Source organism: Acidovorax sp. Leaf73, assembly GCF_916855635.1.
Classification (GTDB): Bacteria; Pseudomonadota; Gammaproteobacteria; order Burkholderiales; family Burkholderiaceae_C; genus Acidovorax; species Acidovorax facilis.
The window spans coordinates 1-20,819 of record NZ_CAKASI010000010.1 but is presented as its reverse complement, the minus strand read 5'-3'; the positions used below and the strand labels follow the sequence as shown (position 1 = coordinate 20,819).

General features: G+C 66.1%; 17 protein-coding genes and 1 pseudogene. 10 read left to right on the top strand and 8 right to left on the bottom strand.

Features of this window, described 5'->3' with window-relative positions; translation table 11 throughout:
- Positions 1 to 3: 3 nt before the first annotated feature.
- On the bottom strand, positions 4 to 1,212 hold the full coding sequence (locus LPA35_RS25590) for an amino acid ABC transporter substrate-binding protein (RefSeq protein WP_108498982.1): 1,209 nt from the start codon (positions 1,210 to 1,212) through the stop codon (positions 4 to 6).
- A gap of 219 nt (positions 1,213 to 1,431) precedes the next feature.
- Here LPA35_RS25590 and LPA35_RS25585 point away from each other — a divergent pair, with 219 nt between their 5' ends.
- From LPA35_RS25585 to LPA35_RS25565, 5 genes are all read left to right on the top strand, one after another.
- Positions 1,432 to 2,412 carry a helix-turn-helix domain-containing protein gene (locus LPA35_RS25585; RefSeq protein WP_228900112.1) on the top strand — a complete coding sequence of 327 codons (981 nt, stop codon included), beginning with the start codon at positions 1,432 to 1,434 and terminating at the stop codon, positions 2,410 to 2,412.
- Positions 2,413 to 2,764: 352 nt separating this feature from the next.
- A complete protein-coding gene (locus tag LPA35_RS25580; RefSeq protein WP_255670125.1) occupies positions 2,765 to 4,213 on the top strand; it encodes an efflux transporter outer membrane subunit in 1,449 nt (482 codons plus the stop codon).
- Positions 4,214 to 4,367: 154 nt separating this feature from the next.
- On the top strand, positions 4,368 to 5,732 hold the full coding sequence (locus LPA35_RS25575; RefSeq protein ID WP_228900110.1) for an efflux RND transporter periplasmic adaptor subunit: 1,365 nt from the start codon (positions 4,368 to 4,370) through the stop codon (positions 5,730 to 5,732).
- A complete protein-coding gene (locus LPA35_RS25570) occupies positions 5,729 to 6,505 on the top strand; it encodes an ABC transporter ATP-binding protein (protein WP_228900108.1) in 777 nt (258 codons plus the stop codon). Before LPA35_RS25575 ends, LPA35_RS25570 begins: the two co-directional genes overlap by 4 nt.
- Positions 6,505 to 7,710, top strand: coding sequence for an ABC transporter permease (locus LPA35_RS25565; RefSeq protein WP_015015131.1), 1,206 nt, complete (start codon positions 6,505 to 6,507; stop codon positions 7,708 to 7,710). The genes LPA35_RS25570 and LPA35_RS25565 overlap by 1 nt, the downstream gene beginning before the upstream one ends.
- An 83-nt stretch (positions 7,711 to 7,793) precedes the next feature.
- Here the strand turns inward: LPA35_RS25565 and LPA35_RS25560 are convergent, their stop codons facing one another.
- On the bottom strand, positions 7,794 to 8,186 hold the full coding sequence (locus tag LPA35_RS25560) for an Hsp20/alpha crystallin family protein (protein WP_228900106.1): 393 nt from the start codon (positions 8,184 to 8,186) through the stop codon (positions 7,794 to 7,796).
- 92 nt (positions 8,187 to 8,278) lie between these two features.
- Here LPA35_RS25560 and LPA35_RS25555 point away from each other — a divergent pair, with 92 nt between their 5' ends.
- Positions 8,279 to 9,625, top strand: coding sequence for a branched-chain amino acid ABC transporter substrate-binding protein (locus LPA35_RS25555; RefSeq protein ID WP_228900103.1), 1,347 nt, complete (start codon positions 8,279 to 8,281; stop codon positions 9,623 to 9,625).
- A gap of 70 nt (positions 9,626 to 9,695) precedes the next feature.
- Here the strand turns inward: LPA35_RS25555 and LPA35_RS25550 are convergent, their stop codons facing one another.
- The 6 genes from LPA35_RS25550 to LPA35_RS25525 form a co-directional block, all read right to left on the bottom strand.
- Positions 9,696 to 10,466, bottom strand: a complete 771-nt coding sequence (locus tag LPA35_RS25550; RefSeq protein WP_369801391.1) for an ABC transporter permease — start codon at positions 10,464 to 10,466, stop codon at positions 9,696 to 9,698.
- Positions 10,463 to 11,443, bottom strand: a complete 981-nt coding sequence (locus LPA35_RS25545) for an ABC transporter ATP-binding protein (RefSeq protein ID WP_228900101.1) — start codon at positions 11,441 to 11,443, stop codon at positions 10,463 to 10,465. The genes LPA35_RS25550 and LPA35_RS25545 overlap by 4 nt, the downstream gene beginning before the upstream one ends.
- A 216-nt stretch (positions 11,444 to 11,659) precedes the next feature.
- Positions 11,660 to 12,736 (bottom strand): lytic murein transglycosylase B, encoded by a 1,077-nt coding sequence (mltB, locus tag LPA35_RS25540; RefSeq protein WP_228900097.1) that lies wholly within the window; start codon positions 12,734 to 12,736, stop codon positions 11,660 to 11,662.
- 137 nt (positions 12,737 to 12,873) lie between these two features.
- Positions 12,874 to 14,901, bottom strand: a complete 2,028-nt coding sequence (locus tag LPA35_RS25535) for a DUF3488 and transglutaminase-like domain-containing protein (protein ID WP_228900095.1) — start codon at positions 14,899 to 14,901, stop codon at positions 12,874 to 12,876.
- Between the two features lie 112 nt (positions 14,902 to 15,013).
- On the bottom strand, positions 15,014 to 16,069 hold the full coding sequence (locus LPA35_RS25530; protein ID WP_228900093.1) for a DUF58 domain-containing protein: 1,056 nt from the start codon (positions 16,067 to 16,069) through the stop codon (positions 15,014 to 15,016).
- 3 nt (positions 16,070 to 16,072) lie between these two features.
- On the bottom strand, positions 16,073 to 16,993 hold the full coding sequence (locus tag LPA35_RS25525; protein WP_010460095.1) for a MoxR family ATPase: 921 nt from the start codon (positions 16,991 to 16,993) through the stop codon (positions 16,073 to 16,075).
- A 53-nt stretch (positions 16,994 to 17,046) separates the two neighbouring features.
- Between LPA35_RS25525 and LPA35_RS25520 the strand changes: the two genes are divergently transcribed.
- The 4 genes and pseudogenes from LPA35_RS25520 to LPA35_RS25505 form a co-directional block, all read left to right on the top strand.
- Positions 17,047 to 18,000, top strand: coding sequence for a histone deacetylase family protein (locus tag LPA35_RS25520; protein ID WP_176888873.1), 954 nt, complete (start codon positions 17,047 to 17,049; stop codon positions 17,998 to 18,000).
- Between the two features lie 160 nt (positions 18,001 to 18,160).
- On the top strand, positions 18,161 to 18,952 hold the full coding sequence (locus tag LPA35_RS25515) for an enoyl-CoA hydratase (protein ID WP_228900091.1): 792 nt from the start codon (positions 18,161 to 18,163) through the stop codon (positions 18,950 to 18,952).
- 5 nt (positions 18,953 to 18,957) lie between these two features.
- A complete protein-coding gene (locus LPA35_RS25510) occupies positions 18,958 to 20,292 on the top strand; it encodes a mechanosensitive ion channel family protein (protein WP_228900088.1) in 1,335 nt (444 codons plus the stop codon).
- A 217-nt stretch (positions 20,293 to 20,509) separates the two neighbouring features.
- A pseudogene (locus LPA35_RS25505) lies at positions 20,510 to 20,819 on the top strand (electron transfer flavoprotein subunit beta/FixA family protein); the annotation flags it as partial.

The following is a 20,819-nucleotide window of genomic DNA, read 5'->3' as shown; positions in this document are numbered from 1 at the left end:
TTGTTATTTCCAGGCTGGTTTCGCGGTGTTCAACTGCGCCGTGGCACGGTCCTTGGGCCACACGACTTCGAAGTCGCTGCCCTGCCACTGGCTCACCGTGCCGGGGATGGACGCGTTCTCGCTGCCCTGGAAGCGGATGCCGCCCAGGATGGTCTGGAACTCGTTCTTGGCAATGTGTTCGCGCAGGGCCTTGCGGTCCAGACCCGCTTTTTCCACGGCCTGCTGCAGGATCTGCAGGCCGGCCCACGCGTGGCCGCTGGCCCAGCGGTCGGGCTCCTTGTTGAACTTCTTCACGTGGGCGTCGAAGTAGGCCTTGGCCTCGGGGCTGGTCTTCACGCTCCACGAGCCCATGCCGATCACGCCCTCGGTGTTGGCCTGCATCACGTTCTTGTAGAGCTGGAAGGCCGTGCCCACCGAAGCGTAGAAGAACTTGGGGTTCAGGCCCACCTCGCGCGCCTGGCGGCTGGCCAGGATGGTGTCGGGCGGGTAGGTGATACCGATGAAGGCGTCGGGGTTCTGGTCCTTGATGCCGCGCAGCACGGGGGCCAGGTCCTTCACGCCCAGCGGGTAGCTCTTGCGCTCCAGCACCTGGATGCTGGTCTTCTTGAGGGCGTTGTTCAGCGCGGCAAAGTTCTCCAGGCCAAACAGGTCGTCCATGTAGACGATGGCAATGGTCTTGACGTTGTTGGCCACCAGCATGTCCACCAGCGCGCCCATCATCTTGTCGGGCTGCTGCAGCAGCGAGAAGAAGTAAGGCAGGTTCATGTCGATCAGCTTGCGCGACAGCGCCGTGGGTGCCAGCAGCGGGTAGCCAAAGCGGTTGGCCAGTGGCGCGATGGCGAAGTTGGCACCCGAGCCCCAGGGCGGCAGGATCAGGTCCACCTTGTCGCTGCCCATCAGCTTTTCGTAGGTGCGCACGCAGGTTTCGGTCTCGCTGCGGTCGTCGTAGCCGATGAGTTCGATGGGGCGCTTGGTGCCCTTCACGCTCAGGCCACCCGCTGCGTTCACCTGCTCGGCCCACAGCAGGTAGTTGGGCTCCTGGCTCACCTGGGCACCGGCTGCCCAGGGGCCGGTGCGGGCGATGGCATAACCGATGCGCACGGGTGCCGCGCTGCTGCCCTGGGCCCACAGTTGCGGAGCCACGGCCAGGGTGCCGACCGTGGCGGCGGCCCCTTTGATCCACTGGCGCTTGGAGGGTTGGTGTGCTGTCATTGTGTGTCTCCTCGGATGGGGCCTGCGTGGTGCACGCCGTGCCGAGAATCGTAGGGAGACCCGCCCCTGCGCGCTGCGCTCAGCGTGCACAAAACGCTTGCCTCAGCGTGCAGGCGGCAGCGGGTTTACCCGGATTTCCCTCGGTGGCACGGGGTAACGGGGCGTCCGATAATTCAGCCGCATAACCATCAGGCTTGCGCAACCCGCACTGGAGACACCATGGCCCACCCCCTGACCGAGGTATCCACCGACGCCGTGCCTGCGCGCGACCGCCTGCACCTGTGGGGCGATGCGGTGTGGCGCCTGATTGGCGGGCTGGAGTCCGACGCGTTTGGTGACGATGCCTTTGCAGGCCACATCACCTCGGGCCAGGCGGGCTATGTGAACCTGTGCCAACTGGACGTGAGCCGCCACCGCGTGGTGCGCACCCCCAGCCTCATCCGGGGCAGCGACCGGGCCTACATCAAGGTGGTCGCCCAGCTCGAAGGGCGCGCGTGCTTTGAGCAGAACGGTCGCCAGGTATGGTTGTCGCCGGGGGAGTGGAGCGTTTACGACACCACACGCGCCTACGCCGTGAGCAACCCCGAGGCCGTGCGCCAGATGGTGCTGATGATCCCCAAGGAACAGCTGCCCGAGCGCAAGCTCAAGCTCGATGACCTGATGGTGCAGCGGTTCTCGGGCACCAGCGGCGTGTCGCGGCTGGCATGGGACACCATGCGCGCCGCGTTTGCCGAGCTGCCCACCATGTCCGACGCCGCCGCCGATGGCGTGGCCGATGTGATCACGCACCTGGTGCAGCTGTCGCTGCTGGAGCGCAACGGGCAGCAAAGCCTGCTGTCGCAGCGCGAGGCCCTGCGTGACCGCATCAGCCAGTACATCGACCGCCACCTGGGCGACCCCGACCTCACCATCGACCGCATGGCCCAGGCGCTCAACTGCAGCAAACGGCACCTGTACAACGCGGTGGCTGATGACGAGGAAACCCTGGCCGCCATGATCCAGCGCCGCCGCCTGGAGGCCTGCCTGCGCGACCTGCGCCACCCGGCGCATGCACAGCGCTCGGTCACTGACATTGCGCTGTCCTGGGGCTTCAGCAACAGCGCGCATTTCAGCCGCGCGTTCCGCTCACATGTGGGGTGCAGCCCCAGCGAATACAGGGTGCGAGCGGGGCTGTCTCTGGGCTTGGCGCACGCGCACTGAGGGCCAGGTGTCCCGAGCTGGAGATTCGTTTTATAAAGACGCCGAGAATCGCCGCCATGCAGCGTTGCAAATCCTCGCGATAGCTACGGCTATCGCTGCGGTTTGCGCCTTGCCTGACGACGATTTCGGCATCTTTATTTCATCAACGAACTTCCAACTCGGGACACTCGCGAGGCGGGCGTCGGCCGTCTGTCCGCTGGCGAACCGATAGCCAAGTTTTTTGATAGGGCCACGCCGGTGGATGGTGACGCCTTTGCGTTGCATCAATTCTTTACCTGGGGTTGACCCTTTCGGTACGTTTTGACCTGAATGGCTCCTCACAATCGGGTTTTCCCTCGAGCGATGCCTTTCCATGAGTCCTTCCCATCGCGTCACTGCCGACGTCCTGCGCGCCCACCCCAGGTGCAGCGCACCGCTTGTACAGATAGCGCTCGCCACGCTGCTCGTATTGGTGATCTCGGGCTGCGCAAGCCTGGAGCCCAAGGATAGCCAGTTGCCCGCCGTCGCCGTGCCAGCGGCGTGGGCTGCGGGCGCGGGTGGCAATACAACTCCCGATCAGGGTGCCACTTCTTTGGCCCAATGGTGGCAGCGTTTTGACGACCCTTCGCTCACCACGCTGGTAGAACAAGCCCTGCGGGCCAACACCAGCGTGCGCACCGCCCAGGCGTCATTGCAGCAGGCGCGCGCCCAGGTGGATGTGCAATCGGCCGGCCTGGCGCCGAGCGTGGGGGCCTCGGGCTCGGCGCAGCGAAGCCGGGCCAGCAACAGCACGGGCAACACCTTCCAGGCCGGTTTTGATGCGAGCTGGGAGCCCGATGTGTTTGGCCGCCTGCGCAGCGGCGTGAGCGCCAGCGAGGCTGACGCCCGCGCGGCAGAGGCCAGCCTGGCGGACGTTCAGGTATCGCTGGCTGCCGAGGTGGCCGTCAACTACATCGAGCTGCGCGGGCTGCAGCAGCGCCTGGCCATTGCGCGCAGCAACCTGGCCAGCCAGCAGGAGACCTTGCAGATCACCCAGTGGCGCCTGCAGGCCGGGCTCACCACCTCGCTCGTCACCGAGCAGGCCCGTGCAGCGGCCGAGCAGACCGCCGCGCAGATTCCCAGCCTGGAAGCCAGCCTGGCGCAGTCGCGCTACAGCCTGGCCGTGCTGACAGGCCAGGTGCCCGGCGCGCTCGACGCTACCCTGGCCGCCAGTGCCCCCGTGCCGCAACCGACCGCGGAGCTCGCCCTGGCAATCCCGGCCGAGACCTTGCGCCAACGCCCCGATGTGCGTGCGGCCGAGCAGCGTATTGCTGCCGCCCTGGCGCGCGTGTCGCAGGCCGATGCGGCGCGCTACCCCAGCTTCTCCCTCGGTGGCTCGCTGGGCCTGCGTGCCCTCACGCTGGGCGCGTTGTCGGGGGGCAGTGCGGTAACCAGCGCCTTGCTGGGCAGCGTGTCCATCCCGCTGCTGGATGGTGGCGCGGCCCGCGCGCAGGTGCGTGTGCAGTCTGCCGCGCTGGAGCAGGCCCGTGTGGCCTACGAAGCCACCGTGCTCACGGCCCTGCAGGATGTGGAGAACGCGCTGGTGGCCTTGCGTGGCGATAGGGAAAAGCTGGAGCGACTGGCGGCCGCCGCAGACGCCGCCCGCAACGCAGCGCTGCTGGCGCAGCAGCGCTATAGCAGCGGATTGATTGACTTTCAGGCGGTACTGGAGACGCAGCGCACGCTGCTGTCCACCCAAGAGAGCGTGGCCACCACCACGGCTGCGGTCGCGGCAGACCATGTGCGTCTCTACAAGGCGTTGGGCGGCGGCTGGAAGACATGAAGCCCCCTGAGTCGCTGCGCGCCTTCCCCCCGCTCTCGCATTGCTGCGCAATGCGGGCTGGGGGACGCAGCCCTCGCTGCGGGGCGGCCCTTGCTCGGCTGCCTGCGCTTTGGCCGCGCCAGTTTCATGCGCTATGAGTAACTGATTTGATCTTATGACTGATAAACCTTCCTCTCCCCCGTCCAGCCTCGAAGCACTTCTGGGCGCGGACCGCCCGCACCGTTGGTGGCAGCGCACGTCGCTGTGGCTGGGCGTGGCAGCGCTGGCCATCGTGGCGGGCGGTGTCTACGCCTGGCAATCGCGCCAGGCCGCCAGCACCGCGCCCACCTATGTCACCGAAGAGCTGCGCCGGGGCAATCTCACACTCACCGTGTCGGCCAATGGCACGCTGCAGCCCACGCGCTCGGTCACCATTGGCAGCGAGTTGTCAGGCACCGTGCGCAAGGTGCTGGTGGATGTGAACGACAAGGTCAAGAAAGGGCAGCTGCTGGTGGAGCTGGACACCGCCAAGCTCGAGTCGCAGGTGCTGCGCTCGCGCGCCTCGCTGGCGTCGGCGCAGGCCCGCCTGGCCCAGGCCGTTGCCACCACCAAGGAGGCCATTGCCAACTTTGGCCGGCTCGAAGAAGTGGCCCGCCTGTCCGGCGGCAAGGTGCCCTCGGCCTCCGAGCTGGACGCAGGCCGCGCCACGCTGGACCGCGCCCGCGCCGATGAAACCAGCGCCCGCGCCACGGTGGAAGACGCGCGCGCTGCGCTGTCCACCGACGAGACCAATCTGTCCAAGGCCTCCATCCGCTCGCCCATCGACGGCGTGGTGCTGACCCGCACGGTGGAGCCTGGTAACGCGGTGGCCGCTTCGCTGCAAGCGGTGACGCTGTTCACCGTGGCCGAGGACCTCACGCGGCTGCGGCTGGATGTGAGCGTGGACGAGGCCGACGTGGGATCGGTCAAGGTGGGTCAGGACGCGAGCTTCACGGTCAGTGCCTATCCCTCGCGCCGCTACCCGGCCCAGGTCACGCGCGTTTCGTTTGGCTCCACCAAGACGGACAACGTGGTCACCTACATCACCTGGCTGGAGGTGAACAACAGCGACATGAGCCTGCGCCCTGGCATGACGGCGGCGGCCACCATCACTTCCACTGAACGCAAGGACGTGCTGCTGGTGCCCAACACGGCGCTGCGCTTCACGCCTGCGCAGGCCGCAGGGGCCGATGCGAAGCCCGGAGCGGGTGGTGCCAAGCCCGGCGCGTCGGGCAGCGGCAGTGGTGGCGGCATCATGTCGCAGCTCATGCCGCGCATGCCACGGTCTGGCTCGGGCCCACGCAAGCCGGGTGCGGGGGGCGAGGCGGGCGATGGCGCGGGCAAGACGCGGCAGGTGTGGGTGCTGCAGGACGGTGCCGCCAAGCCCATCGATGTGCAGGTGGGCATCAGCGATGGCCGCCATACCGAGGTCACGGGCGAGGGCCTCACGCCCGGCATGGCCGTGATCACCGACCAGCGCGCGGCCGGGGCCAAGCCATGAGCGTGGCGGGCGACACCCCCATCATCCGCCTGCGTGGCGTGACCAAGGTCTATGGCGAAGGGGCGCTGGCCTTTCAGGCGCTCAAGGGCGTTCATCTCGACATTGCGCAGGGCGACTTTGTGGCCATCATGGGCCCCAGCGGCTCGGGCAAGTCCACGGCCATGAACACGCTGGGCTGCCTGGACCGGCCCACCACGGGCGAATACCTGTTCAAGGGCGTGCATGTGGAGTCGCTCTCGCGCGACGAGCGGGCACGGCTGCGGCGGCGCTACTTTGGCTTTGTGTTCCAGGGCTTCAACCTGCTGGCGCGCACCTCGGCGCAAGAGAACGTGGAGCTGCCCCTGCTGTACCGGGGCGAGTCCGCCGCGGCGCGCCATGCGGCGGCCGCGCGCGCGTTGGAGGCGGTGGGCCTCAAGGGCTGGGAACACCACACGCCCGCCGAGCTGTCGGGCGGGCAGCAGCAGCGCGTGGCCATTGCGCGCGCCATCGTCACCGAGCCCGATGTGCTGCTTGCCGACGAGCCCACCGGCAACCTCGATACCCAGCGCAGCTTCGAGATCATGGAACTGCTCTGGCGCCTGAACGTGGACCACGGCATCACCGTGCTGATGGTCACACACGAGCCCGACATGGCGCAGTACGCGCGGCGCATCGTGCGGTTTGTGGATGGCGTGGTGGACAGCGACGCACCCAACCCGCACCCCAAGGGCCTGGACTCTGATGCTGTATCGAACGTATCGAACGTGGTCACTGCGGATTCAGGAGGCCACTGATGCTGCTCAACACCCTGCTGCTGGCGTTGCGTTCCATCCGGCGCAACCTGATGCGCTCTTTCCTCACCATCCTGGGCATCGTGATCGGCGTGAGCGCGGTGATCACCATGGTCACGCTGGGCAATGGCGCCACGCTGGCCATCCAGAACCAGATCTCGGGCCTGGGCACCAACCTGCTGCAGGTACGCCCCGGCCAGCGCATGGGGCCCGGCGGTGGCACCGGCGCCCCGGCCTTCAAGGACACCGATGCCGACATGATCGCGCAGCAGATCGGCGGCATCCTGGCCGTGGCGCCCGAGGCGCGTGCCGCCGCCACGGCGGTGGTGGGCGGGCGCAACTGGACGACCAGCGTGATCGGCAGCACCAACGCCTGGCTGGAGACCGGCAATTGGACGGTGCGCACTGGCCGCGTCTTTACCGACGCCGAATTGCGCGCGGGCGCCGCCGTGTGCCTGATCGGCGAAACCGTGCGGCGCGAGCTGTTTGGCACGGCCGATGCCGTGGGCGGCCAGTTGCGCGTGAAGGCGTTTTCGTGCGAGGTGGTGGGTGTGCTCGCGTCCAAAGGGCAGGGCGCGTTTGGCAACGACCAGGACGACACTGTGCTGGTGCCGCTGCGCACGCTGCAGCGCCGCGTGACGGGCAATACGCGGGTGAATACGCTGTTGGTCTCGATGAAGGATGGCAGCGACCCCGAGCGGGTCAAGGCCAGCCTGACGCAACTGTTGCGCGAGCTGCGCAAGCTGTCGGACTCGGACGAAGACAACTTCAATGTGCTCGACACCAAGCAGCTGGCCGACACGCTCTCGGGCACCACCAAGGTGCTGACCACGCTGCTGGGCGCCGTGGCCGCAGTGAGTCTGCTGGTGGGCGGCATCGGCATCATGAACATCATGCTGGTGAGCGTGACCGAGCGCACGCGCGAGATCGGCCTGCGCCTGGCCATCGGTGCGCTGGAGCGCGAGGTGCTGCTGCAGTTCCTGATCGAGGCCGTGGTGCTGGCTGCGCTGGGCGGGCTCATCGGCATTGTGCTGGCCACGGGCGCGTCGCTCGCGCTGTCGGGGCTGATGGGGGTGCCCTACCTGTTCAACCCCGGCGTGAATCTGCTGTCGTTCCTTTTCTCTGCGGGCATTGGCGTGGTGTTTGGCTACTTCCCGGCACGGCGCGCTGCCCGCATGGACCCCATCGATGCGCTACGGCATGAGTAATGCATCCGGTCTGGAAAGAGAATTTGAATGAAAAACGCCCGTACCGCTTATGGTACGGGCGTTTTTAGCTATTAATTCAATAGTTAGTGGATCCTCAGCGTGGTGGCCTTGCTGGCAGGCTCCACCTTGGCCAGAGTCAGCGTCAGTACGCCGTTTTCCAGTTTGGCGCTACTGTTGGCGGCGTCGATGTCGGCGGCCAGCTCCCAGGCGCGCTGCACCTTGCGGGGGGCTCCTTCCACACTTTGCAGGCGCACCACGTTGCCTTCAATGCTGATCTGCAACTGCTCGCGGGCCAGGCCGGGCACATCCAGCTGCAAGGTGGTGGCTTTGTCGTCCTGCGTGACAGTGCAGCCTGCTGCAGAACGTGCGGCAGCGGGGTCGGCCAGCGTGCCCATCAGAAAACGCTGCAGTGCCTGGTCGGCGGAACGGGGTGCTTGGGCGTAGGCGGCGCGGCGGATCACGGGGGCGAAGATCATGGGGTACTCCTATACACTGCGCGGCTCTCGACGTGGTCGCCGCATGCCAAAGAGGTGTGTGCGGCCACACCGCATTTCAAGGGAAAAATGGCATGAATAAATTGCACTCCGTGGGCTTGAAAACAGGCGCAGCGGCATTACGTCAATCCGTTTTGGCCGCAGCAGCCACGCTGTGCTGCGTGCTGCTGCCGGTGTCCGCCAGCCATGCCCAGGCTGCAGCGCCAGCCACTGCCGTGGCGCAGGCCAAGCCAGTGAAGGTGGCGCTCATCGAAAGCCTGTCGGGCGCATTTGCCAACACGGGCGAAGCGGTTTACCGCAACATCTACTGGGCCATGGAACGTGTGAACGCGCGGGGTGGCGTGCAGTTGCCAGCCGCTGCGGGTGGCCCCCGCCCGCTGGCGCTGGAGCGCTACGACAGCAAGGGCCAGAACGAAGAGGCGCTGTCGGCCCTGCGTGCGGCCATCGACGATGGCGCGCAGGTCATCCTGCAGGGCAATTCATCGGCTACGGCGGCGGTGCTGATCGAGGCGATCAACAAGCACAACGAGCGCGAGCCGAACAAGCGCGTGATTTTTCTGAATTACTCGGCGGTGGACCCCATCCTCACCAACGAGAAGTGCAGCTTCTGGCACTTTCGCTTTGACGCCCACGCCGACATGCGCATGGCCGCGCTGATGGATGTGATGCGCGAAGACAAGTCCCTCAAAAGTGTGTACCTCATCGGCCAGGACTACAGCTTTGGCCAGGCCGTGCTGCGCGAGGCCAAGAAGCAGCTGGCCGCACAACGCCCCGATGTGGCGGTGGTGGGCGACGAGCTGCACCCGGTGGGCCGCGTGAAGGACTTTGCACCCTACGCCGTGAAGATCAAAACCAGCGGCGCGCAGGCGGTGGTCACAGGCAACTGGGGCAATGACCTGACGCTGCTCGTGAAGGCCGCGCGGGAAGTGGGCTACGAGGGCAGCTTCTACACCTTCTATGGCAACGCGCTGGGTGCGCCCGCTGCCATGGGCGATGCAGGCATTGGCAAGGTGGTGGCGGTGGCCGACTGGCTGCCCAATGTGCCAGGTGCCCAGAGCGAGGCGTTCTACCAGTCTTTCCGCGAGCGTTTTCCCAAGCCGCAGGACGACTACGTGCACATGCGCATGCAGCTCATGGTGGAGGCGCTGGCCCAATCCCTCGAGCGTGCGGGCAGCACCGACGCCGTGGCCGTGGCGCGCCAGATGGAGAAGGCCGATGTGCGGCTCTCGGGCCAGGGCGGCAGCATGCGCGCGGCGGACCACCAGTTCCAGCAGGCGCTGGTGGTGGGCGTGATGGACAAAAAAGGCGCGCCGGGCGTGAAGTTTGATGTGGAAGGCTCTGGCTACGGCTTTCGCGTGGTGCGGCAGATTCCTGCTGCCAAGGCGCAGCAGCCGCACAGCTGCAGCATGCAGCGGTATTGAGCCCACGTCCTGAACCGTTCACGCTGAGCCCGCCGAAGGGCTCAGCGTGAATGTTTTTGGGGCGGCGGGCTCAACGCCGGATGCGGCGCCCCGTCTTGAACACCCACCACACCACGACGAGGCACGCGGCCATGAACACCAGCGTCATGCCCGTGCTCACGCCAATGTGGACATCGGCCTGGCCATAAAACGCCCAGCGCAGTCCGCTGATGAGATAGACCACCGGGTTGAACAGCGAAACGGTCTGCCAGAACGGTGGCAGCATGTTGATGCTGTAGAACGCCCCGCCCAGAAAGGTCAGCGGCGTGATGACCAGCAGCGGGATGACCTGCAGCTTTTGAAAGCTGTCGGCCCACAGGCCGATGATGAAACCGAACAGGCAGAACGTGACGGCGGTGAGTACGAGGAAGCCCACCATCCACACCGGGTGCGCCACTTCGTAGGGCACAAACACCCGGGCCGTGGTGAGGATGAGCACCGACACCAGCAGCGACTTGCTGGCCGCTGCGCCCACGTAGCCCAGCAGCACCTCCACCCAGTTCACAGGTGCGCTGAGCAACTCGTAGATGGTGCCGGACCACTTGGGCATGTAGATGCCGAAGGCCGAGTTGGAAATGCTCTCGCTCAATAGCGACAGCATGAGCAGCCCGGGGATGATGTAGGCGCCGTAACTTACGCCGCCGATGTCGCCCATGCGCGAGCCGATGGCAGAGCCGAACACGATGAAGTAGAGAGCGGTGGTGAGCACCGGCGCGATCAGGCTCTGCATCCAGGTGCGAAACGCACGGTTCATCTCAAAGCGGTAGATGGCGCTGACGCCATGCCAGTTCAGGCCGTTCATGCTTGGGGTGCTTTCTGCTGAGGGGTGTCCTGGTGCACCAGGCTCACAAAGATGTCTTCGAGCGAGCTTTCGCTGGAGTGCAGATCCTTGAAGTCAATGCCGTGCTCGGCCAGTGCGCGCAACAGTGCGGCAATGCCCGTGTCCTCCTGCTGCGTGTCGAAGGTGTAGGTCAGCGCGGTGCCGCCCTGGCTCAGCACGAGCGGCCAGCGTGCCAGCGCGTCGGGCACTTGGTCCATCGGCTGCTGCAGGGTGAGCGTGAGCTGCTTCTTGCCCAGCTTGCGCATCAGCACGTCCTTGTCTTCCACCACAATCAGCTCACCCTTGCGGATCACACCGATGCGGTCGGCCATGTCTTCGGCTTCTTCGATGTAGTGGGTGGTGAGGATGATGGTGGTTCCCGCGTCGCGCAACTCGCGCACCAGGCGCCACATGTCATGGCGCAGCTCCACGTCGACGCCAGCACTGGGTTCGTCCAGGAACAGGATTTTGGGCTCGTGCGACAGCGCCTTGGCGATCAGCACGCGGCGCTTCATGCCACCCGACAGCGCGAGGATCTTGCTGTCCTTCTTGTCCCACAGCGACAGGTCCTTGAGGATCTTCTCGATGAACGCCGGGTTGGGCGCCTTGCCAAACAGGCCCCGGCTGAAGTTGACTGTGGCCCACACGGTTTCAAACGAATCGGTGTGCAGCTCTTGCGGCACCAGGCCAATGGCCGCGCGGGCGGCGCGGTAGTCGCGCACGGTGTCGTGGCCGTCTGCGGTGATGGAGCCAGCCGTGGCATTGCTCATGCCGCAGATCACGCTGATGAGCGTGGTCTTGCCCGCGCCGTTGGGCCCGAGCAGGGCAAATATTTCGCCGCGCCGGATGTCCAGGTCGATGTTCTTGAGCGCCTGAAAGCCGCCCGCGTAGGTTTTACTCACGCCGCGCACCCGGACGATGGCGTCCACAGCGGGCGTTGGAGAAGGTGATACAGGCATGAAGAAAAGGGGTGGGGTGGGGGTGGGCAAAGAGGTGTGCCGCTGCTGCAGGGCTGCCGGGCCAGCGGTCCAAGCCGGGCATTGTGGACTGACTTGCGCAAGCGCGCTTGCAGGCGCCGCCAAACCCCGCATCGGCCGTCCGGCCGTCCTCATGCCGGGCCTGCGGTGCGCTGCCGCGCCTCCCCCCAAAAAGACGCCCCGGTGCGCCTGCGCGGGTCAGCGCGCGCGCGCCGCCGCCACTTCGCGGCCCAGCTCGATCACCGCCATCGCGTAGTAGCTCGACCAGTTGTAGCGGGTGATGGCGTAGAAATTTTCGGTGCCCGCCACATAGCTCGGCGCCTCTGCGCCGTTTTGCAGCTCCACCAGCGCGAGCGGGCCGTTGTGTTGTACGCCAGCCGCGTCGAGCACAGCGCCCTTGGCTTGCATGCTGGCCACGCTGAAGGTGGGCAGGATGTCGGGCGCCAGCAGGTCATCCATCTGCAGCCGTGCCGTGTCGAACTGCACGCCAAAGTGCGTGGGCATGCCCGGCGTCCAGCCGTGGCCCCGGAAGTAGTTGGCTACCGAGCCGATGGCGTCGGCCGGGCTGTTGAACAGGTCCACGCGGCCATCGCCGTCATAGTCCACGGCGTAACGCACCCAGCTCGACGGCATGAACTGTCCCAGGCCCATGGCACCAGCGTAGCTGCCGCGCGGCTCGAACGGGTCGGTGTTGCTGCGGTTGGTGAGGCTCAGGAACTGCTCCAGCTCGCGGCGGAAAAATTCGGTGCGCTCCTTGGCGCGAGGATGGGCTGATGGGAAATCAAACGCCAGCGTGGCCAGCGCGTCCATCACGCGGAACGTGCCCATCTGCTGGCCGTAGATGGTCTCCACGCCGATGATCCCCACGATGATCTCGGCGGGCACGCCGTACTCGCGCTCGGCCCGCTCCAGCATGGCCTGGTTCTCCTGCCAGAACCGCTGGCCGGCGCGGATGCGGATGGGGTCGATGAAGCGGCTGCGGTACACGCGCCAGTTCTTGGCCGTGCCCTTGGGTGGCGGCAGCATGAGCCGGGGCACCTGCGGCAAAAAATGCGCCTGCCCGATGGCCAGGCGCACCCATTCGCGGTCCAGGTCGCGGCGCGCAGCCAGGTCATCGGCAAACTGCAGCGCCTCGGGGCGCGATGCGTAGAGCACGGCTGGCTTTTGCTTTGTGATGCTGGTTTTGGAGGATTTTTGCGGGCTAGCGCTTACTGGTATTTCGCAAGAAGCTATCAAAAATATAGCTGTTGTGATCCATGGAGCTGTCTTCTTCATTTGGGTTGTTCGTTACTTTGTTTTGTCCCTGCGCCCCGAAACCGACGCGACCCAGGCCAGGGATGCCAAGCAAGGGCCGCCCCGCAGCAAGGGCATCGTCCCCTTGGGGGGAAGCGGCAAAGCCGCTCAGGGGGGATTCATCGGTTTGGCCAGGGCAGTGCGCGAAACTCGCGCCGCAGGGCTCCCAGTTCGGTGTCGGGGTGGGGCGCGTAGCGCAGGCGTTCCAGCCGCAGCAGCCAGTCTGCGACCCCGGCAGCCTGCGGGCCGAAGTGCGCGCGCACCCGTTCGGCCATGGCGCGAGGGGGCAGGGTTTCGGGCAGCGTCAGGCCGGCGCGCGCCAGGCGCTGGCGCGTGCGGGCCAGCAGCCGCAGCCAGGGGTCGTGCTGGGCACGTTCCCAAAGGCTCCAGCCCATGCCGCCCAGTGCAGCCGCGATGACCAGGCTGCCCAGCACGGTGGTGAGGTCCTGCCAGCTGGGAGATTCAAACCCCAGCGCCTTGAGCAGGTCCATCTGGCGGCTCTGGGTGTAGTTGAGCACCCACTGGTTCCAGCCGTTGTTGACGGCTTCCCACACGGCCCGCAGGTTCTGCACCATGCCCGGGCTGAGGGTGCCCAAGGCGTTGGCGAACGCACCCTGGGGCGCGCGCAAACGCTGGAACTGGCCCACGCGGTTCGGCGAGACGGCGCCTGTGGGATCTACACGCACCCAGCCACGCCCCTCCATCCAGACTTCGGACCAGGCATGGGCATCGGCATTGCGCACCGTCCAGTAGCCATCGACGGGGTTGCGCTCGCCGCCCTGGTAGCCCGTGACGATGCGCGCGGGCACATCCATGGCGCGCATCAGCACCACGAAGGCCGAGGCAATGTGTTCGCAAAAGCCTTCCTTGCGGTCAAACCAGAACTCGTCGGCGGTGTGCTGGCCATAGACGCCTGGATCGAGGGAGTAGTTGTAGCCCCCTGTGCGCAGGCGTTGCAGGACGGCATTGACCAGAACTTCCGTGCGGGCGTTGGCCAGTGCAGGGTCTGCCCGCATCTGTGCCGCCAGCTCCAGGGTGCGCGGATTGAAGCCGGGCGGCAGCTCGGTGTACACGCGCAACTGCCGCACCGACTGCTGGGGGCCGTGGCGGAACTCGGGGTAGCTCACGGCCTGGTAGCGCATCACCTCGGTGATGGGACGTGCGGTCATCCACTGCAGATCCTGCGTCATGTAGGCCTGCATGTTGTTGGGCAGCTGGGGCGCCTCGGGGGTAGCCTCCAGAACCATCAGCCAGGGCTGGCGCTGGGGTTCGAGCGTTACTTCATAGCGCACCGCCGGGCCGCTGACCTGCAGATTGGCGGGCAGGGCTGCACGTGCGGCCCAGGCGCTGTCTTCGCGGAAGGGCTCGGCCTGCCATTCCCGGCCATCGAACGCGGTCATGACGGGCCCACGAAAGTACAGCGTGGATTGCGCAGGCACATCGGTGGGCGCCCCCTCAAAGCGCAGGCGGATGGCCACCCGCTCATCCAGTGCGATCTCGGCCATGTCCCCGATCTTCATCGTGCCCGACAGGCCGCTACGCCCGGAGAGGTTTTCGCCGGGCATGCCCCACAGCGGTGACATGCGTGGGAACAGCATGAACAGCGCCACCATGATGGGCGCGCCCAGCAGGGCCATGGTGCCCGCCATGCGAAAGGTCTGCGCCAGCGGCGGGCGCCCTACCGGCATGTGGGCATTGACCAGTGCCATGAGCAGCCCCAGCAGCGCCACCAGCATGGCGGCGGCAGTCAGCAGAGATTGCGAGAAGAAGAAATTGCTGAGCATCGTGAAGAAGCCCAGGAAGAACACCACCATGGCATCGCGGCGTGCGCGCAGCTCCAGCATCTTGAGGGCGAGCAGCATGACGATCAAGGTGACACCCGCATCCCGCCCGAGGATGGTGCGGTGCGTGAACAGTGTGCCTGCCACCGCTACCAGGAGCAGGGCGGCCACTGTCCAGCGGCCGGGCAGGGGGCGGCCCGTCCAGGCCAGCCAGCCGCGCCACAGCAGCAGGCCGCCAGCCAGCAGGCTGGTCCACACTGGCAGGTTGGACACCTGCGGCGCGATCACCCAGACGATCACGAACAGCAGAAAAAGCGTGTCGCGGGCGTCGCGAGGCAGGGAAACAAGGGTCTGTCGCAGGTTCATGGCAAGGGGGCACGCCGGACAGGTGGTGATTGATTTGCTATCAAAAATGTAGCTTTCTGCGCTTTTCTAGCAAGCGCAAGGTGCCAGTTTGATCTAAATTTTGAGGGACGAATCAGCACAATGCCAGTGCCTCCAGGCAATTTCTGCGATGGGCCGCCCCCGTGTACGGGGCGATCTCCACACCCGGCAGGCGCAGGCCATAGTCCAGCCCCAGCCGGTCGGCTTGCAGCACCCAGGCGGTCAGGCGCGAGATGCGGGCTTCGTGGTCGGGCAGTGAGGCACGGGCCAGGTCCAGCCACAGCTCGTGCCGCTGGGCCTGCTGGGCGTCGCGGCTCACCAGGTCGTCTGTGCCAGTGGCCAGCGACTTGGCGGCCTTCTTCCAGACCACGAGCTTGAGCGGATCGCCCCGGCGGTAAGCGCGCACACCGTCGAATTCGCCAATGCCCTGTGTGGGCGTGTTGCCCGCTCCGCCCGCGCGTGGTTCACCAGACGGCAGGGGCGGTGTCGGGGTTTCGGGTGCGGGGTAGACCAGCACCTGGGCAGCGGGGCGCCAGTAGGTCCAGACGCGGAAGGTGCCCAGCGGAAAGCGCGTCTCGGCGGTCAATGTGGGAACGCGGTGCAGGCCCCGGCGCTCGGGCTTGAAAGCGACTTGCACGCTGGACTGCCCTTGCGCTGGCACGTCGGTCCAGGCCCAATGATGGGGTTCCTTTTGCGCCTCCTTGCCCGTGCCGTGCACCGACAGGGCGATGCCGTAGCGCGGGGTCTTGCGCTCGCTGGACAGCTGGATGTCAAACGCGGTGCTGCTGCCCATGAAGTGCGGCTCGGGTGCTTTCAGGTGCAGGGTCAGGCCGCGCAGGTTGGCGTGGCAGATGTGCATGCCGATCACCGCACTGCCCGCCAGCAAAAAGGTGAGCAGGTAGCCCAGGTTGAGCTGGTAGTTGATGGACGCGATGAGCAGCACGATCAGCGTCAACGCCAGCATCCAGCCCGAACCGGTGGGCAGGATGTAGACATTGCGCTGCGTGAGCGCCAGCGTGTCGCTCAGAGGCAGGCGCGCCTGCCACCAGCGCTGGAAGCGGCGGCGCAGCGGCGCAAATGGGTTGAGCGTGGCGGCCAGGCTGCGCCAGCGCGCAAGGGGTGTGAGGGGCGGTGGGGTGGCGGATTCCATGGGTCAGGGCAACGGAACCGCTTCGACCATCGCGCGCACCTGCTCCACCGCGCCGCGTCCGGCGTCGCCCACGGGCACAAGGCGGTGGGCAATGGTCTGGGGCAGCACCGCCTGCACATCATCGGGCGCCACATAGTCGCGCCCGCTGATGAGGGCCTGCGCCTTGGCCGCGCGCACCAGGGCAATGCCCGCGCGGGGCGAGAGCCCTTGCAGAAACCACCGGCCCGAGCGGGTGGCCGCAATCAGGTCCTGCACATAGTTGAGCAGCGGATCGGCCGTGTGGATGGCCTGCACCTGGCGCTGCAGCTCGGCCAGTTCCTCGTCGGACAGCAGGGGCAGCATGGTGTCCACCATGTCGCGCCGGTCCGCGCCCGCCAGCAGCACACGTTCCGCGGCGCGGTCGGGGTAGCCGATGGAGATGCGCATCAAAAAGCGGTCGAGCTGCGACTCGGGCAGCGCGAAGGTGCCCAGCTGGTCGTGCGGGTTCTGCGTGGCGATCACGAAGAACGGGTGGGGCAGGGCGCGGGTTTCGCCTTCCACCGACACCTGCTTTTCTTCCATGGCTTCGAGCAGCGCGCTTTGCGTCTTGGGGCTGGCGCGGTTGATTTCGTCGGCCAGCAGCACCTGGGCAAACACCGGGCCGGGGTGGAACACGAAGGCTTCCTTGCCGCGTTCGTACACCGACACGCCGGTCAGGTCGCTGGGCATCAGGTCGGCCGTGAACTGCACGCGCGAGAACTGCAGGCCGAAGGTGCGTGACAAGGCGTGGGCCAGGGTGGTCTTGCCCACCCCGGGCACGTCTTCGATCAGCAGGTGCCCCCCCGCCAGCAGGCAGGCCACGCAGTCCTGGACCTGGGCCTGTTTGCCCACGATCACCGTGTTAAGCTGATCCAGAAGTGATTTGATTTTGTGCTGTGCGTTCATGGCATGACGTTATCCGAAAAATTGAGAAAAATGCGACACGCGGGGACAAGACTGTGAGCAAGACGGGCTATTTCACCCATCGGGATTGTTGGAAGCACGAGATGGGCCCGGGCCACCCCGAATGCCCCGAACGGCTGGACGCCATTGAGGATCGCTTGCTGATTACCGGCGTGGCCGACGCGCTGGAGCGCTACGACGCCCCCGAGGCCTCGCTGGCCGACATCGAGCTGGCCCACGGCCGCATGCACATTGCGGCGTTGCGCGGCCTGTCCGACCGGCTCAACGAAGAGCTGATGGCGGGCGGCCCCAACTACGCGCAGATCGACACCGACACCTCTATCAACGCCCACACCTGGAAGGCGTCGCTGCGCGCTGCGGGGGCGGCCCTGGCCGCCACCGATGCCGTGATGGCGGGCGAGGTGGAAAACGCGTTCTGCTCGGTGCGTCCCCCCGGCCACCATGCCTGCCGCGACAAGGCCATGGGTTTCTGCTTCTTCAACAACGTGGCTGTGGCGGCCAAATATGCGCTGCAGCGCTACAACCTGCAGCGCGTGGCGGTGGTGGACTTTGACGTGCACCACGGCAATGGCACCGAGGACATCCTGGCCAATGACCCCCGGGCGCTGATGGTCAGCATCTTCCAGCACCCGTTCTACCCCTACAGCGGCGACCACGATCCCGCCCCGAACATGGTCAACGTGCCCGTGCCCGCCTACACGCGGGGCATGGACATCCGCGAGATCATCGAGATGATGTGGATGCCCCGGCTGGAAGCCTTCAAGCCCGAGATGATTTTTGTGAGTGCGGGTTTTGACGGCCACCGCGAGGACGACATGGGCCAGCTGGGCCTGACCGAGCAGGACTACGCCTGGATCACCCAGCGTGTGAAGGACGTGGCGCGCCGCTATGCCAAGGGCCGCATCGTGTCGTGCCTGGAGGGCGGCTATGTGATGGGGCCGCTGGCGCGCAGTGTGGAGGCACATTTGCGGGTCCTCGCGGATTTGTGACCAACCCCCTGAGCGGCTTCGCCGCTTCCCCCTTCTCTTGCATCGCTGCGCGATGCGGAAGGGGGACGCCGCCAGCGCGGCGGGGCGGCCCTTGCGCGGCGGCCCCCGCCTGGGCAGTGCCAGTTTCAGTCGGCGTGCAGATGGCTGAGAGGAGCAAACTATGACGACAAAGAACTTCGATGATGTGCTGACAACCACCCGCGACGCCCGCGGCGTGGTCACCTTGACCCTGAACGACCCGGCCCGCTTCAACGCGCTCGGCGCAGAGATGCTCTCTGCGCTGCAACAGGCGCTGGACGATGCGGGCCGCGACGAGTCCGTGCGGGTGGTGGTGCTGGCCGCAGCAGGCAAGGCCTTCTGTGCCGGGCACAACCTCAAGGACATGGCGGCGAACCCGGAGCTGGCGTACTACCAGAAGCTGTTTGCGCAATGCAGCCGCATGATGCTGACCATCCACAAGCTGCCAGTACCCGTGATCGCCAGGGTGCAGGGCATGGCGACGGCGGCGGGCTGCCAGCTGGTGGCGCAGTGCGACCTGGCGGTGGCGGCCGACAGCGCCAGCTTTGCCACCAGCGGCATCCACTACGGCCTGTTCTGCGCGACGCCCAGCGTGCCGCTCGTGCGCAATGTGCCCGCCAAGCGGGCTATGGAAATGTTGCTCACCGGCGATTTCATCGATGCGCCCACCGCGCTGGCGCAGGGTCTGGTGAACCGTGTGGTGCCCGCCGATGCGCTGGATGCCGAGGTCGAAAACTTGGTGGAGTCCATCCTGCAAAAGCCCCGCGTGGCCGTAGCCATGGGTAAGGCGCTGGTGTACCAGCAGCGGGAGCTGGGCATCGATGCGGCCTACCAGCTGGCGGGCCAGACCATGGCCACCAACATGATGGACGACGCCGCGCAGGAAGGCGCGCGAGCCTTCGCCGAAAAGCGCCAGCCCACCTGGAAGCGCTGAGAGCCATGGCCACGATAGAAACCCCCATGCTGGAAGATGTGGGCCGCTGGGCTGAGGCGTTTCTTCGACCCACGGTGCTGGTGGAGTTTGCCGCCCTGGCCGCCTGCCTGGGCCTGGCCTGGTTGCTGGTTGCGCTGCTGCAGCGTGGGCTGCACCGGGGCGACCCGCGCTCCATCCTGTTCGGCACGCGGATTGTCGATGGCGCACTGTTTCCGCTGGCGTTGCTGAGCCTGGCTTATGTGGCGCGCACCGTGCTGCTGCAGTGGGTTCCGCTGGCCGTGTTCAAGGTCGCCGTGCCGGTGCTGGTGTCGCTGGTGGTCATCCGCATCGGGGTGAAGGTGCTGCAGGTGGCCTACCCGGATGCCGCCTGGGTGCGGCCGATTGAACGTTCCATCTCGTGGCTGGCCTGGCTGGGCATGGTGCTGTGGGTCACAGGGCTGTTGCCCCTGGTGCTCGAAGAGCTGGACCAGATCCACTGGAAGGTGGGAGGCGCCACGCTGTCGGTGCGCACCATGATTGAAGGGGCACTGACGGCTGCTGCCGTGCTGCTGATCGCGCTGTGGATATCTGCCGCCATCGAGTCGCGCCTGCTGCGCTCGGCCACCGGGGCCGAGCTGTCGCTGCGCAAGGCGGTGAGCAATGCCGTGCGGGCGCTGCTGATCTTCGTCGGGCTCATCATGGCCCTGTCGGCAGTGGGCATTGACCTGACCGCGTTGTCTGTGCTGGGCGGCGCTGTGGGGGTGGGGATTGGCTTTGGCTTGCAGAAGCTGGCGTCCAACTATGTGAGCGGTTTTGTGATCCTGGCCGAGCGCAGCATGCGCATTGGCGACAACGTGCGGGTGGACAACTTTGAGGGGCGCATCACCGATATCAATGCGCGCTACACGGTGGTGCGCTCGTCCACGGGCCGCGAGTCCATCGTGCCCAATGAGATGCTGATCATCCAGCGGGTGGAAAACCTGTCGCTGGCCGACCCCCGGGTGTGGTTGTCCACCGTGGTGAGCGTTGGCTATGACAGCGATGTGGACCTGGTGACGCGGCTGCTGGGCGAGGCCGCCTTTGCCAGCAGCCGTGTGCTGCGCGATCCGGCGCCCAGTGTGTCCTTGTCGGCGTTTGGTGCCGATGGGCTGGAGTTCACCGTGGGCTTCTGGATTGCCGACCCCGAGAACGGTTCGCTGGGCCTGCGCTCGGAGATCAACCGCGCCATCCTGAGTGCACTGCGCGCCCACAAGATCGAAATCCCTTATCCGCAGCGGGTCATGCATGTGCAGGTCGAGGGAGCACTGCCCCCTGCTGTGTCGAATGCGGCGGTGGGCCGCGCACTGGCGGGTTCTGAGTAGCCTTGCCCGCTTGTCCGGCAGCTGCAGGTTGCCCAAGGCGACAGCAAACTCTAGACAGGTACTGCGCCCACTCGCCTATAATCCACAAAAAGCACGATCGTTCTTTTTTCTAATCGTGTGATCTGTGTGCTGGGCCCGTAGCGCTTTCGTTGCAGTGCCGCATAGAATGTTCCAGTTTACGTAAACGTCAATTCAACCAACTCTAGGAGCCGCAGCAATGAAGGTCTTGGTCCCTGTCAAGCGCGTGGTGGACTACAACGTGAAGGTCCGCGTGAAGTCGGACAACACGGGTGTGGACATCGCCAACGTGAAGATGAGCATGAACCCCTTTGACGAAATCGCCGTTGAAGAGGCCGTGCGCCTGAAAGAAAAAGGCCTGGTGACCGAAGTCATCGCAGTCTCCTGCGGCGTGGCCCAGTGCCAGGAAACCCTGCGCACTGCCATGGCCATCGGTGCAGACCGCGCCATCCTGGTGGAAACCGACGTCGAGCTGCAGCCCCTGGCCGTTGCCAAGATCCTCAAGGCCC